Raw genomic sequence first — 14108 nt, forward strand, 5'->3', positions numbered from 1 at the left:
AAAAGTATCACGCCTGCCCAACGCGCGACACGCGCGTCCGTTCAGTCGGCCGCTCGCGCCGCCAGCCGCGCGTCGATCGCGTCCCAGATCAGGCCGCCCGTGTCCGTCCCGTCGAACGCCTCGATCGACACGATGCCAGTGGGGGAGGTGACGTTGATCTCGGTCAGCCACTCGCCCCCGATCACGTCTATCCCCACGAACAGCAGCCCTCGCGCCTTCAGCTCCGGCCCCAGCGCCGCGCAAATCTCCCGCTCCTTGTCGGTCAATTCGGTCTTGGCCGCCGACCCGCCGACCGCCAGGTTCGACCGGATCTCGCCCTTGCCCGGTATCCGGTTCACCGCGCCCATGACCTCGCCGTCCACCAGGACGATGCGCTTGTCGCCTTCCGCGACGCCGGGAATGAACGCCTGCACCATGAAGGGCTCGACCCACTTCTCCTTGAACAGCTCGACCAGCGAGGAGAGGTTCGCCCCGTTTGCGCCGACATGGAACACCGCGACCCCGCCATTGCCGTAGAGCGGCTTCACCACGATCTCGCCATGCTCGGCGAGGAAGGAGCGGACCTCCGCCAGGTCGCGGGTGATCATCGTCGGCGGCATGAAGCGCGCATAGTCGAGCACGAACAGCTTCTCGGGCGCATTCCGCACGCTGGCCGGATCATTGACCACCAAAGTCTCGTTCTGCACCCGCTCCAGCAGATGCGTGGCGGTGATGTAGCTGAGGTCGAACGGCGGGTCTTGCCGCATCAGCACCACGTCCACGTCCCGGCCCAGGTCCAGCATCTCTTCAGGGCCATAGGCGAAATGGTCACCCTCCACCTTCTGCACCTTGACCGGCCGCGCCTTCGCCAGCACCCGCCCATCGCGGAACGTCAGGTCCGGCGCGAGATAATGATAGAGCCGATGCCCCCGCTTCTGCCCCGCCAGCATGATGTGAAAGGTCGAATCGCCCGCGATCTTGATGCCCGCCATCGGGTCCATCTGCACCGCTACGGTCAGGGGGTTGAGGTTGGTCATGCATATTGATCCCATGAACCGTTCGGTTCGAACCGCTTCGAGCCTGTCGAGAAGCGTCGGTCGAGAATGCCTTCTCGACGTCGGTCCTCGGCTTCGCTCGAACCTTCGCTCGAAACGAACGGGATTAACTGATGGGGCAGATCATCACCCCCCATGCCAGACATTCGCCAGATGGCGCGGCATGTGTCCCGGCGCAAGCAGGATCACATCGATTCGCATGTCGTCACCCGGCCGGCCCAGTTCATGCCAGAGGATATCGGCCGCCGCCGCGACCCTTGCCAGCCGCCGTTCGTCGATGGCGAGGTCGAGGTCCGCCGCGCTCCCCCGCGCCTTGACCTCGACAAAGGCGAGCATCGCATCCTTGCGCGCGACCAAATCCACCTCGCCCGCCGGCGTGCGGAGCCGGCGGCCGATAATCTCCCAGCCCTTGAGGCGCAGCCACCAGCCCGCGATCCGCTCCGCCTGCCGCCCGCGTTGCTCGGCACGCTGCTTCTTCACGCCTTGAGTTCCATCGCCCGGTCATAAAGCGCGCGCCGGTCCAGCCCCAGCTTCTTCGCCACCTCCCCCGCCGCCTTGGACACCGGCAGGCGGGTCAGCGCCTCGCGCAGCGCAGCGTCGGCATCCTCGGCGCTGGCCGGCGGCGCGTCGCCCGGCGGGCCAACCGTCACCACGATCTCCCCCTTGGGCGGCGCATCGGCGTAGCGGGCGGAAAGTTCGGACAAGGTGCCGGTCGCCGTCTCCTCGAACGCCTTGCTGATCTCCCGGCTCACCGCCGCCTCGCGGTCGCCCAGATGCGCCGCCATGGCGGACAGGCTCTCGGACAGGCGCGGCCCGCTTTCGTAGAAGACCAGGGTCGCCCGCACCCCCGCCACCTCGTCCAGCGCGTCGCCCCGCGCCTTGGCCTTGGCGGGCAGGAAGCCCATAAACAGGAAGCGATCGGTCGGCAGGCCCGACAGCGTCAGCGCCGCGATCGCCGCGCTCGGCCCCGGCAGCGTCGTGATCGCCCGCCCCGCCGCCCGCGCGTCCCGCACCAGCTTGTAGCCGGGATCGGAGATCAGCGGCGTGCCGGCGTCCGACAGCAAGGCGACCGATTCGCTCGCCATCCGCTCCACCAGCCGCGCGCGCACATGGTCGGCGCTATGGTCGTGATAGGGCAGCATCGGCCGGTCGGACCCGGCATGGCGCAGCAGCCGCGCGCTGACCCGCGTATCCTCCACGGCCACCACGTCCGCCCGGCGCAATATGTCGGCCGCGCGCGGGGTCAGGTCTCCAAGGTTGCCGATTGGCCCTGCGACGATGTAAAGCCCCGGCTCAAGAGGTTCGATTTCCATAAGGACGCCAGATGACAGAGACGGATGCCCCCCGGCAAGCAGATGTGTTCGCCGTCCTGAAACGCGGCGCGCGGATCGCCTTTGCCGCCAGCGCCCTGGCGCTCGCCGCCTGCCAGTCGATCGTGCCCAAGGGCGATGTGCCCACCACGCCCACCGGCCCGGCGCAGCCGACGACGCCCGAAGTGGTGCAGGGCCTGCCGACCGACGCGACCCGCCACCGCGTCGCGCTGCTGGTGCCGATGAGCGGCAGCAATGCGGGCGTCGGCCAGTCGATCGCCAACGCGACGACATTGGCGCTGCTGGATACGAAGACCGACAAGGTCCGCATCACAACCTATGATACGGCGCTCGGCGCTGCGGCTGCGGTCAACCGGGCGCTGGCGGACGGCAACCGCCTGATCCTGGGGCCGCTGCTGGCGGAGGACGCCCGCGTGATCGGCCCGATCGCGGCGCGCGCCAATGTCCCGGTCATCAGCTTTTCCAACGACACCAGCGTCGCGGGTGCGGGCGTCTATGTGATGGGCTATAATCCCGGTCAGTCGATCGAGCGGGTGGTGGAGTTCGCCCGGTCGAAGGGACTGTCCCGCTTCGGCGCGCTGGTGCCGCGCGGCACCTATGGCGAACGCTCGGGCAACGCGCTGCTGCGCGCGGTCGAGCAGGCCGGCGGCACGGTCGTGTCGATGCAGAATTTCGATCGCTCCCCCGCCTCCATCACCGCGGCGGTCAAGAAATTGCAGGCATCCTCCAGCTATGACGCGCTGCTGATCGCCGACAGCGGCCGAGTCGCGCTCCAGGTCGCGCCGGTCGTCCGCAAGAACGGCGGCGCGACCGCGCGGCTGCTCGGCACCGAACTCTGGAACGCAGACACGTCGCTCGCCGCCAGCCCGGTGCTGCGCGGCGCCTGGTTCGCCAGCGTTTCGGACACGCTGTACCGCCAGCTCGCCGGCAAATATCGCGCCCGCTACGGCAGCGCGCCCTTCCGCCTCTCCTCGCTCGGCTACGACGCGGTGCTGCTGACCGTTCGGATCGCGCAGGACTGGCGGCCCGGCACCCCCTTCCCCGCCGCGCGGCTGCGCGACGGGGGCGGCTTTTCCGGCATCGACGGCGCGTTCCGCTTTGGTCGAGGCGGCGTCGCCGAACGCGCGCTGGAGGTGAACGAGGTCGGTGCGGGCGCCTATAATGTGGTCGATCCCGCGCCGCGCGGCTTCGGCAACTAAAGCCGGCCGGTCGGGATCACCAGCGGCGCGCCGCCCTCCTCGATCCGGGCCGTCACGCCATAGACCCGCGCCAGATTGGCATGGGTCAGCACGTCGAGCGGCGCGCCATCGGCAACCAGAGCGCCGCCGTCCATCAGCAGCAGCCGGTCGCACCAGCGCGCGGCGATGTTGAGATCGTGCAGCACCGTCACCACCAGCGCCCCGCCCCGCGCCTGGTCTCGCAGCAGCGTCATGACATCGATCTGATGCCCCGGATCGAGCGCCGCCAGCGGTTCGTCGGCGATCAGCGCCGGCGCGCCCACCGCCAGCGCGCGGGCGAGCAGGACTCGGGCGCGTTCGCCCCCTGACAATTCGGTCGCGATCCGGTTCTTCAGATTTAGCGCGTCGGTCTGCGCCAGGGCAGCGTCGATCGCCGTCGCATCCTCGCTCGACAGGCGCGAGAGCGGACCAAGATGCGGCAACCGCCCCAATGCCACCAGTCGCTCGGCGCTGAGCGGCCAGTGCAGCGTCTGCCCCTGCGGCAGATAGGCGATGGCGCGGGCGACGGCGCGGCGGTCCAGCTTGGCAATATCCGCCCCGTCGATCGTCACCCGCCCCGCCGTCGGCCGCGCCAGCCCCAGCAGCGCGCGCATCAGCGTCGACTTGCCCGCGCCATTGGGGCCGATGATCCCGACCAGTTGGCCCGGCGTCAGGCGCAGGTCGATGCCCGTCACCGCCGGATGCCGCCCCAACCGCACCGACAGCCCCTCCGCCGCGATCGTCACCATAGCCGCCGCGCCCGGATCAGGTGGAAAAGGAAGAAGGGCACGCCCAGCAAGGCCGTCACCACGCCCAGCTTCAGTTCGCTGGTCGTGGGGATGAGCCGAACGCCGATATCAGCCAGCGTCAGCAGGATCGCCCCGCCCAGCAGCGAGGGCAGCAGCACGGCGGACGGCGACCGGTCGGTCAGCGGACGGACGAGATGCGGCACGATCAGCCCGACGAAACCGATCGCCCCCGACACGGCCACCGCGCCGCCGACCCCGATCGCGATGCCCAGCATCATCCGCCACCGCATCCGGCCCGGATCGACGCCCAGCGCCTGCGCGCCCTCTTCCCCCAGCGTCAGCGCATCGAGCGCGCGCCCATCGCTCAGGAGCAACGCACCGCCGATCACGACACACGGAATAGCAACCCACAGATGCGCGCCGCTGCGGTTCTCAAGGCTCCCCATCAGCCAGCTCATGATCTCCATCGCCGCGAAGGGATTGGGCGACAGGTTGAGCGCCAGGCTGATCCCTGCCCCCGCCAGCGTCGCGACGGCGATGCCCGCCAGGATCAGCGTCAATGGACTTTCCGCCGTGCCCGACAACAGGAACAGCGCCCCGGCCGCGACCAGCGCCGCCATGATCGCGAGCAGCGGCAGCATGACGGGATGAAGCTGCGACAGCCCGAAATAGAGCGCGCAAACCGCCCCCAATGCGGCGGCATTGGACAGACCCAGCACCGAAGGCTCCGCCAGCGGATTGCGAAGATAACCCTGGAGCGTCGCTCCTGACAGGCTAAGCATCGCCCCGACTACAAGGCTCAGGACCGTGCGCGGCAGGCGCAGGTCGACGATGATGGTGCGCGCCACCGGATCGCCGCCGCCGGCGAGAACCGCAAGGATGCGATCCGGCGCGATCGGAACGGTGCCGAGCATCAGCGACGCCAGCGACGCGACTATCAGCAACAACATAAGCGCCGGCAGGAGCAGCGGAGAACGGGCGCGCATCATGGCTTGACCCGTCCGCCACGGTTCGCGAAGCAGCAAGCGTGCTCCGCTCTTTGCTCCTTGCGACTTTCGCCCTGCCGCTGCTGACCGGCGCGACAGCGCCATCCGCGCCCCGGCGGATCGTGTCGCTCAATGTCTGCGCCGACCAATATCTGCTGGCCCTCGCCGATCCGGGCCAGATCGCCGCACTCAGCATCAACGCGCGCGATCCCGAATTGTCGGCAGCAGCGGACAAGGCGCGCGCCTTTCGCAGTCTGCGGCGCGGGCCGGAGGAAGTGCTGGCGATCCAGCCCGACCTGCTGATCGGCTATCCCGTCGGCGGCGGCGCGCTGGCGGCAGCGCCGCCGGGCCGCTGGCGGACGCTGGGGGTGGCGGACGCGACCAGCTATGCCGCGATCCTCGGCCAGATACGGCAGGTGGCCCGCGCGGTCGGGCATACCGATCGGGGGGAGGCGCTGATCGCGCAGATGAACCGCGACCTTGCCACGCTGCCCCGCACCCGGCACGGCGGCATCGCCGCTTATTATCAACGGCGCGGCTATCTGACCGGCGCGGGCACTTTGGTGGATGACCTGATGCGCCGGGTGGGACTGACCAATCTCGCAGGAAAGCTCGGCAAGCCGGCGCTGGCGCAACTCTCGCTGGAGGAAATGGTCGCCGCCCGCCCCGACTGGCTGATCGTCGAGCAGGCCACCGACCGGGTGCAGGATCAGGGCACCGAAATGCTGCATCATCCGGCGCTGCGTACCATCAAGCGCATCAGCCTGCCGCAGGCCTGGACCGTGTGCGGCGGCCCGGCCTATGTGCAGGCCGCGCGCGCCATGACCGCGCGCCTGAACACGCGATAGCGGGGCGGGCACAGCGCCCGCCCCTTTCCGTTGTTCGTCAGAAACGGACACGCACGCCGCCATAGGCGGATCGGCCGTAAGTGCTGTAGCCATAGGCGGTGGCGTAGGCTTCGTCGGTCAGATTGTCGATCCGGCCATAGACTTCCAGATGCTCACCGATCGGCAGCGACGCCCGCACACCCAGCAGCGCGTAACCGTCCAGCCGCCGCGTGTTCGCCGCATTGTCGAAGCTGTCGCTGACCATCGTGACGGTCGCACCGGTGGACAGGCCGAACGACCAGTCATAATCGGCCGACACGCTCACCTGATTGGCGGCCCGCCGCGCGAGGCGATTGCCATGGAAGGCCGATCCCGGCGAACGGTCCCGCGCATCGGCATAGGAGTAGCTGCCCGTCACCGTCAGCGCGTCCACCGGCTTCAGCGCCACCGATGCTTCCACGCCCTTGGCGCGGGTGCGGTCGATGTTGCCGTAAGTGAAGGTGGCGCTGTCATAGTTGATCTGGTTGCGCGTATCCCGTCGGAACGCCGTGACCGAGAACACCGCGCGGCCGCCGTCCAGCCGCTGGTCGAAGCCGATGTCATAGCTCTTCGACCGTTCCGGCCGCAGCGCCGCATTGCCGCTGAAGCTGTCATAAAGCTGGTAGAGCGACGGCGCCTTGAATCCCTCGCCATAGCTTAGCCGCACATTGGTCGCGCCGCCATTGGGCGAATAGTTGGCATTCGCGCCGAACGTGGTTGCGCCGCCAAACTGGCTATGGTCGTCATGGCGCACGCCGCCGGTCACCGCCAGACCCTCGAACGGCTTGACGATGGCGAGGCCATAGACGCTGTCGATGTTGATCCGCGCGCTGCTGGTCGATCCGAAGCCGAAGAAATCATAGTCCGGCCGCTCATGCTCATAGCCCAGGATGAACCTGGCCGCATCGACCGGCGCATAGACGCCCTCATATTCGAAGCGCAGGTTCGTGCCCTTGTAGCCATAGTCGGGGTCGGTCCCCCGCACGAAATAATAGTCGCGGTCGTTGCGAAGATAAGTCACCGCCGCCCGGTTGGTGAGCTTTCCGTCGAGCAGCGCCAGGTTGATCCCGGCATAGCCGACATATTGATCAAGCTTCGACACGTCGCTGCTGTCGGCCGGCGCGCCGAAGAAGCTGTCATAGTCGAGATCGGCATGGATATAATAGCCGCGCAGGTCGAGGCTGAGCGCATCGGTGAAGTTGAGCGTCAGCCGGGCATTGGTGGCGATATTCTCCGTCCCGTCCCGCTCGGTGCCACCCGCCGCCGACGATATGCCGTCGGTGCGGAAATAAGCCGCACCGATCCCACCTGCCGCGATGCCGCTGCTGCCGGACACGTCCGCCTTGGCGCTCCAGGTGTCGCTATAGCCATATTCGGCCGAGGCGTTGGCGGCAAAGCCGTCGGCCGGCACGGCGGTCATCAGGTTGACGACGCCGCCGATCGCCTGGCTGCCATAGACGACCGAGTTCGATCCGCGCAGGATTTCGATCCGCCGGATATTGCCGGTCAGCAGCGGGCCGAAATCATAGCCATCGCCGATGCCGCTCGGGTCATTGACCTTGACGCCGTCGATCAGCACCAAGGTCTGCGTCGTCTCCGCCCCGCGCAGCGACACGCCGGTGGTGCTGCCGATCGTGCCGGTGCGGTTGAACCGCACGCCGGGAGTCGTCGCGAGCAGATCGACCACGTCGATCGCCTGCCGCCGCTGGATCGTTTCCGCATCGATGATCGTGACCGCCTGGCCGACCTCGTCGCGCGGCTGGGCGATGCCGACGGCGGTGACGATGATCTGCTGGTCATCCTCCTGCGCCACAGCAGGATGCGCGACCAGAATGGCCGCGAAGGATAGTCCGTACTTCAACATGATGAACCCCAAAGGCGTCGGGTGCGACTTGGGGCCTGGGGCTTCCGCCTTGTCGACGGTCGGATACGCAAGGGGACGACGCCAGATCCCGCCCGCAACCCGATGCGGCCCCGGCCGCATGGCGTCGCTCGACGGAAAACCACCGTGCCCCGGCCATCCCCTGGACCAAAGCAAGAGCGACCAAGCGCCGGCAGGTCTCCTGGCTCGCGGGTCGCAGCATCGATGCACGAGCCTTCCCGGAGCGTTGCTCCAGTGGCCGGTCTTTCGACCCATGTGCATCGCGCTATCCGCTTACAGTTGCAGGGACAGCCGCGGATTTGGGCGACGGATCGCCCGCACCGCATTCCCGATTAAGCCCGTTTCCGGGCACCGGCGCGATCATCACGGATGGGCTATGCGCCCGTCCGCGCTGCGGCCTCTAGGGGAAAGGCGGGCGCTTGCCAAGCACCTCATGCGCCGGCGATGTGGCCCTGCAGCAACAGCGCGTCGCGGCGCGCCAGCACGACGAGCGGCAGGCCGGCGGCGGCGGCGCGGTCGGCGGCGAGCCGGGTCGGCGCGGACATGGTGACGAGCAACGGGCAACCGCTCAGCACCGCTTTCTCCACAAGCTCGAAGGAACAGCGCGATGTAAGCAGGGCAAAGCCGCCGTCCCACCCTTCCCCGGAAGCAGCCATCGCGCCGATGAGCTTGTCGAAGGCATTATGCCGCCCGACATCCTCCCGCACCAGCCGGATCGCACCGTCCGGCCCGGCCCAGGCGGCGGCATGGGCTGCACCGGTCGCCTTGTTAAGCGGCTGATGCGCCGACAGATCGTCGAGGGCGCGAAAGATGGCGGCCGGCGTGGCTGCGGATCGCGCCGTCACGCGCGGCAGAGGCCGGATCGCCTGTTCCAGATTCTCGATCCCGCACAACCCGCAACTCGAATCGGACACGCGATGCCGCACCCGGTCCAGCAGCGCGTCGGTCCGCGCGGGCGGCAGCGTGGCGCGCGCGATCAGTCCTTGGTCGGCCCGATGCACATCGACATCGAGCGGCAGGTCTTGGGGCTCCGCCAGCCGTTCGGCCAGGGCAAAGCCGTTGACGAGATCGCCTATGTCGGCGGGCGTCGCCATCAGCACCGCATAACCGACGCCGTTGAATTCGATCGCGACGGGTACCTCCTCGGCGATCGGCCGATCGATGAAGGAGGACTCGCCATCCGGCGTCAGGCGGTCGAAGCGGAGCGTTGCGAGCGGGTCGGGCTTGTGCATCGCCCGGCTATAGGCAATGCCGGCTTGCCCCGACAGGGGGCGCAGACAAGGACGATGCGATGCAGCCGTCACCGTTATTGGGGGCGATATTGGCCGGCGGGCGGTCGCGCCGTTTCGGCAGCGACAAGGCGGTCGCCCTGCTGCCGGACGGGCGGACCTTGCTCGACCATGCGGTGGCCGGGCTGGCGCCGCATGTCACGCAGGTCGTGATCTGCGGCAGGCCGGGCGGTCTGGCGGATCGACCGCAACCGGACTTGGGGCCATTGGGCGGGCTCAATGCGGCGCTCCATCATGCCCGCACCCACGGATTTGCGGGGGTGCTCAGCAGCGGGTGCGACATGCCGGTCTATCCCGCCGCGATCCCCGCACTGCTGCTGGGGAGCGGCCCCGCTTTCGTCGCCGGGCAGCCGCTGATCGGATGGTGGCCATCGACGCTGGCAGATGAACTGGACGCCCATCTCTCGGAGCCGAACAGCCGCTCGATCCGGGGCTGGGCAGAGCGGATCGGGGCGCGCGCGGTCGCGGCGGATGGCCTCGACCTCCCCAATATCAACCGGGCCGAAGACCTGGCGAGATGGGGATCAGGGAGCGCCTAATGGGCGGCCGATGTGTCCACGTTGGCGCGCGGCTTGGGCGCGATCCACACGACCACCGCGGCGGCGAACAGGATGATCGCCGACAGGAAGAAGACATGATCGACCGCGATGACGATCGCCTCCTGCTCGACGATGTTGGAGATGGTCTGGCGCGCCTGCTCGGCCGACAGCCCGATCCCGGTCAGCGCCGACTGTGTCTGGTCGGGCTGCAAGACCCCCGCCATGTCGTTGCGCGCCACCCGTTGCGAATCGCTCCATGTGGTGAGGACGAGCGAGGTGGCGATCGCAACCGACATCGTGCGGACGAAATTCTGAAGGCCGGCGGCGGACGCCGTTTCGCTCGGAAGCACCGATCCGAGCGTCAGAGTGGTGAGCGGGATGAAGAAGAAGGGGAGCGCAAAGCCCTGAATGAACTGGGGCAACGCCATGGAGCCGAAGTCGACGCCACTGGTCCAATGCGCGCGCCAAAGCGAAATGATGCCGATCCACGCGACCGCGCAGGATATCATCAGTCGTGGATCGACCCTGGTCATGAGGCTGGCTGCGACCGGCGCCGTTAACAGCGCCGCCATCGCCGTCAACGCCGTGACGATCCCCGCCCAGGTCGCCGTGTAGCCCATCGATATCTGCAACCATTGCGGAATGACGACGATGCTGGCGAAATAGGCACCAAAGCAAAGCGACAGGGTGAAGACCCCCGAACTGAAGCCGACATGGCGGAACACCCGCAGATCGACGACCGGATGCTCCTCGGTCAGTTCCCAGATGACGAAGACCAGGAAACCGACCAAAGCCAGGATCGAGAGCGCGATGATCATCGGGTCGGCGAACCAGTCATGGTCACGGCCGATGTCCAGCACGATCTGAAGGCAGCCGATCCAGAAGACAAGCAGAGCCAATCCCACCTTGTCGATCGGAACGCGCGCCGTATCCGTTTCAACCGGGCGCAGCAGCGCCTGGGCGGCGAACACGCACAGCACCGCGATCGGCAGGTTGATGAAGAAAATCCAGTGCCAGCTCCAATTGTCGCTGATATAGCCGCCAACGATCGGACCAAGCGCCGGCCCCATCAGCGTCGTCATGGCCCAAAGCCCCATCGCCCTTCCCCGCGTTTCCGGCGGGAATATCCGTATCAGCAGCGTCTGCGACATGGGCATGATCGGACCGCCGCAAATCCCCTGGCCTACCCGGCACGCCACCAGCATCATCAGCGTGGAGGACAGGCCGCAGAGTACCGAAAAGAGACCGAAGCCCGCCATAGCCAGCGTGAACATCCGCACGACGCCGAACCGCTGGGCGAGCCAACCGGTCAGCGGCACGCAGATCGCCTCCGCCACCGCGTAGGAGGTGATGATCCATGTGCCTTGGTCGGACGATATGCCCAGATTGCCGGCAATGTGCGGCACCGACACGTTGGCGATGGTGAGGTCGAGCACCACCATCAGATTGCTGAGCGCCAGCACCAGTCCCGCCAGGACGCGCACGCGCGGCGAAAGCCGGGAGAAGATGTCGTCGTCGCCGCTCATGCCGGAAGCGTCCTTATCTTTCGGAAAGGTCGAGTTCGACGTCCATCGACAGCCCGACGCGCAACGGATGCGCGGCAAGCTCCTTGGAGTCCAAGGCTATACGGAGCGGCAGGCGCTGCACCACCTTGATCCAGTTGCCGGTCGCGTTCTGCGCCGGGATCAGCGACATGGACGATCCGGTGCCGCCGGAAAAGCCCACCACCCGGCCATGATAGACGACATCGCTGCCATAAAGGTCAGACGTGACCTTTGCCGGCATGCCGATCTTCACGTCGCGCAGCTGGCGCTCCTTGAAGTTGGCGTCGACATAGAGGCGGTTCAGCGGGACGATGGTCATGATCGAGTTGCCCTGCGCCACGCGCTGCCCCACCTGGACCTGCCGGCGCGAAATGACGCCGTCGATCGGCGCGCGGATGATGCTGCGCGCGACATCGAGACGGGCGGATTCGAGCCGCGCCTTGGCGGCCAGCACTGCTGGGTCTGTCTCCACCGTCGCGCCGCGCACCAGCGCTTCATTGGCCTGATATTGGCCGCTGGCGGCGTTGCGGGTCGCCTGCGCGGTGTCGACGCCGGCGCGCGCCTGATCCAGCGCGGCGCGGGCGCTGGCGAACGCCTGCCGCGCCGCCGTCACCTCATCGCCCGACACCGCGCCGTCATCGACCAGCGCTTCGCGCCGCTGGAGATCGACGCGCGCTTTCTCATATTCGGCCTGCGCGGTGGCAAGCTGCGCCCGCGCCTGAACGATGTCGGCACCGCGTGCCGCGACCTGGGCCGACAGCGATTCGCTTGTCGCAGCCGTCTGGCGGAAGCGGCGGCGCGCCTCGGCGAGGTCCGCTTCCGCTTGTGCGACGGCGATCTGTGCGTTGGTCGGGTCGAGCTTGACGAGAATGTCGCCTTTGCGGACCGTCTGCGTGTCGCTGACCAGCACTGCCACGACCTGGGCCGACACGAGCGGCGTGACCTGCGCCATTTCGGCATTCACATAGGCATTGTCGGTGCTGACATGATTGCGGCCGAACAGCAGATACCAGGCGCCCCACAAAAGGCCGATGACCATCACGGCCATCCCCAAACGGATGAGCCAGGTGCGGCGGGCAGAGGCGCGATCGGCCTGCTTGTCCTGCGGGGCCATGTCGGTCGTTTCCAGCGCGGCGTCAGCCATGGGGTGTGTCCTTCGAGATGCTGTCCGGGGCGCCGAACCCGCCGCCCAGCGCCCGCACGAGCGCGATGTCGTTTGAGAATATGCCCGCTTCCAGCCCCGCGAGCGACTGGCGGGCGGCAAGCAACTGGTCCTCGACGGTCAAAACGTCGAGATAGGTAGAGAGGCCGCCGCTATAGCGCTTCTGCGCGACGGCATAGGCGTCCTCCGACGCGGCCACAGCGGCGCGGGCGTCGACTAGACGCTGGTCGAGGGTGCGGCGCATCGTAACGGCGTCGGCCACCTCCTGATAAGCGGCGAGCACGGTACGGTCATAGGTCGCGACGGCTTCGTCATAGGTGGCGCGTGCGCCGCGATACTGGCCTTGCAATGCGCCGCCACGGAAGATCGGCAGGCTGATCGCCGGGCCGACATTGCCGAAGATCGAATCCTTGCTGAACAGATTGTCGAGGAACGGCTTCGGCCCGCCGGCCGCGCCCGTGCCGTTGAAGATGGTTTCATAGCCGAGCGACTGAACGCCGACGAGCGCGCCCAGGCGGATCGCGGGAAAGAAATCGGCGCGGGCAACCTTCATCCGTTTGGCGGCGGCTTGCGTACGAGCGAGCGCCGCAGCGACATCTGGGCGGCGGGCTACAAGATTGGTGGTGACGTCCGCAGGAAGGCCCATGGGCGTCGATATGGGCAGGCTGGGACGGGTGATGGTGAGGCCGCGATCCGGGCCGGCACCAACCAGCGCCGCGATCTGATGCTGGCGCAACTCGATCGCCATCGCCGCAGCGGCGAGCCGGGCGCGGGCCGAAGCAGCAGTGGCGTCCGCCTGGCGCACGCTGCCGCGCGTCTCGAGTCCGTTCTTGCGGCGCTCGGCCACCAGCATCTGGGTGGCAACGCGGATGTCCAAAGTGCGCTTCGCAATATCGGCTTCGTCATGCAGGCGGGCAAGGTCCGCATAAGCGTCGGCGATCGCGGTCGTGAGCGCGAGCCGCGCCTGCTGCGAGTCAATGTCCGCCGCGCGGGCTTCGGATGTCGCGGCAGCGAGCGCCGCCCTGTTCCGTCCCCAAAGGTCGAGGTCGAAGCCGAGATCGAGCGCCACCCGCCCTGTCCCGAGCCAGCCCTGGGGCACGAACTCCTTGGGCAGGCCCATATTATAGCTTTGCCTGACCGCCTGCGCGCTCGCTTCCAGATCGGCCGATGGCAGCAGAGCCGCGCCGGCCTGCTGCGCGGCGGCGGCGGCGCGGCGGAACCGCGCGCCGGCCGCCGCCACGTCTGGCGACGCGCGCAGACCTTCCTCAACCAAGGCGTCAAGCTGCGGGTCGCCATAGGCTTTCCACCAGCCGTCGCCCGGCCAAGCGGCAGGTGCGGCGGCAAGGCTGCGCGCAGAGGCGATCGATTCCGGGCTTCGCGCAGTCGGCTGAGGCCCCAGGTCCGGGACTGCGGCGCAAGCCCCCAAACCGAGCAGGACAGCGATAACTCCACCGATCCGGGCGGCGGGGGTCAAGCGACTCAAGGACATAGTAAACCGTACCACTGAGT

Annotated in this window: 13 protein-coding genes and 1 riboswitch; of the genes, 3 read left to right on the forward strand and 10 right to left on the reverse strand. The window is 67.9% G+C overall.

What is annotated here, in order from left to right; genetic code table 11:
- Positions 1–41: 41 nt before the first annotated feature.
- From gshB to rsmI, 3 genes are all read right to left on the reverse strand, one after another.
- Positions 42–1016, reverse strand: a complete 975-nt coding sequence (gene gshB / locus ACETPF_RS08345; protein ID WP_373933999.1) for a glutathione synthase — start codon at positions 1014–1016, stop codon at positions 42–44.
- Between the two features lie 144 nt (positions 1017–1160).
- Positions 1161–1514: a YraN family protein gene (locus ACETPF_RS08350; RefSeq protein WP_373934000.1), complete on the reverse strand. Its 354-nt coding sequence runs from the start codon at positions 1512–1514 to the stop codon at positions 1161–1163.
- Positions 1511–2347: a 16S rRNA (cytidine(1402)-2'-O)-methyltransferase gene (rsmI, locus tag ACETPF_RS08355; RefSeq protein ID WP_373934001.1), complete on the reverse strand. Its 837-nt coding sequence runs from the start codon at positions 2345–2347 to the stop codon at positions 1511–1513. Before rsmI ends, ACETPF_RS08350 begins: the two co-directional genes overlap by 4 nt.
- Before the next feature lie 11 nt (positions 2348–2358).
- Here rsmI and ACETPF_RS08360 point away from each other — a divergent pair, with 11 nt between their 5' ends.
- On the forward strand, positions 2359–3564 hold the full coding sequence (locus ACETPF_RS08360) for a penicillin-binding protein activator (RefSeq protein ID WP_373934002.1): 1206 nt from the start codon (positions 2359–2361) through the stop codon (positions 3562–3564).
- On the opposite strand, the gene ACETPF_RS08365 is transcribed toward ACETPF_RS08360, so the two are convergent.
- Both ACETPF_RS08365 and ACETPF_RS08370 read right to left on the reverse strand, forming a co-directional pair.
- Entirely contained in the window at positions 3561–4331 is a 771-nt protein-coding gene (locus ACETPF_RS08365; RefSeq protein ID WP_373934003.1) for an ABC transporter ATP-binding protein, read from the reverse strand. The genes ACETPF_RS08360 and ACETPF_RS08365 overlap by 4 nt on opposite strands.
- A complete protein-coding gene (locus tag ACETPF_RS08370; RefSeq protein ID WP_373934004.1) occupies positions 4325–5320 on the reverse strand; it encodes a FecCD family ABC transporter permease in 996 nt (331 codons plus the stop codon). The genes ACETPF_RS08365 and ACETPF_RS08370 overlap by 7 nt, the downstream gene beginning before the upstream one ends.
- A gap of 38 nt (positions 5321–5358) precedes the next feature.
- Between ACETPF_RS08370 and ACETPF_RS08375 the strand changes: the two genes are divergently transcribed.
- Positions 5359–6165 carry an ABC transporter substrate-binding protein gene (locus ACETPF_RS08375; RefSeq protein WP_373934005.1) on the forward strand — a complete coding sequence of 269 codons (807 nt, stop codon included), beginning with the start codon at positions 5359–5361 and terminating at the stop codon, positions 6163–6165.
- 37 nt (positions 6166–6202) lie between these two features.
- Here ACETPF_RS08375 and ACETPF_RS08380 read toward each other — a convergent pair whose 3' ends face one another.
- Together ACETPF_RS08380 and ACETPF_RS08385 are read right to left on the reverse strand one after the other, a co-directional pair.
- On the reverse strand, positions 6203–8047 hold the full coding sequence (locus tag ACETPF_RS08380) for a TonB-dependent receptor plug domain-containing protein (protein ID WP_373934006.1): 1845 nt from the start codon (positions 8045–8047) through the stop codon (positions 6203–6205).
- Between the two features lie 172 nt (positions 8048–8219).
- Positions 8220–8436, reverse strand: a riboswitch (cobalamin riboswitch).
- 60 nt (positions 8437–8496) lie between these two features.
- On the reverse strand, positions 8497–9297 hold the full coding sequence (locus tag ACETPF_RS08385) for a formate dehydrogenase accessory sulfurtransferase FdhD (protein WP_373934007.1): 801 nt from the start codon (positions 9295–9297) through the stop codon (positions 8497–8499).
- A gap of 59 nt (positions 9298–9356) precedes the next feature.
- Here ACETPF_RS08385 and mobA point away from each other — a divergent pair, with 59 nt between their 5' ends.
- The gene (gene mobA, locus ACETPF_RS08390; protein ID WP_373934008.1) at positions 9357–9893 is read left to right on the forward strand and encodes a molybdenum cofactor guanylyltransferase; all 537 of its coding nucleotides are present in this window, start codon (positions 9357–9359) and stop codon (positions 9891–9893) included.
- Here the strand turns inward: mobA and ACETPF_RS08395 are convergent.
- Genes ACETPF_RS08395 through ACETPF_RS08405 form a run of 3 tightly spaced genes read right to left on the reverse strand, consistent with a single transcriptional unit; the run spans position 9890 to position 14088 of the window.
- A complete protein-coding gene (locus ACETPF_RS08395) occupies positions 9890–11419 on the reverse strand; it encodes a DHA2 family efflux MFS transporter permease subunit (protein ID WP_373934009.1) in 1530 nt (509 codons plus the stop codon). The two genes, mobA and ACETPF_RS08395, sit on opposite strands and share 4 nt — an antisense overlap.
- Positions 11420–11432: 13 nt before the next feature.
- Positions 11433–12581 carry an EmrA/EmrK family multidrug efflux transporter periplasmic adaptor subunit gene (locus ACETPF_RS08400; protein WP_373934010.1) on the reverse strand — a complete coding sequence of 383 codons (1149 nt, stop codon included), beginning with the start codon at positions 12579–12581 and terminating at the stop codon, positions 11433–11435.
- Positions 12574–14088 carry an efflux transporter outer membrane subunit gene (locus ACETPF_RS08405; RefSeq protein ID WP_373934011.1) on the reverse strand — a complete coding sequence of 505 codons (1515 nt, stop codon included), beginning with the start codon at positions 14086–14088 and terminating at the stop codon, positions 12574–12576. Before ACETPF_RS08405 ends, ACETPF_RS08400 begins: the two co-directional genes overlap by 8 nt.
- Positions 14089–14108: the final 20 nt, after the last annotated feature.

It is taken from the genome of Sphingobium agrisoli, assembly GCF_041877245.1.
Lineage (GTDB): Bacteria > Pseudomonadota > Alphaproteobacteria > Sphingomonadales > Sphingomonadaceae > Sphingobium.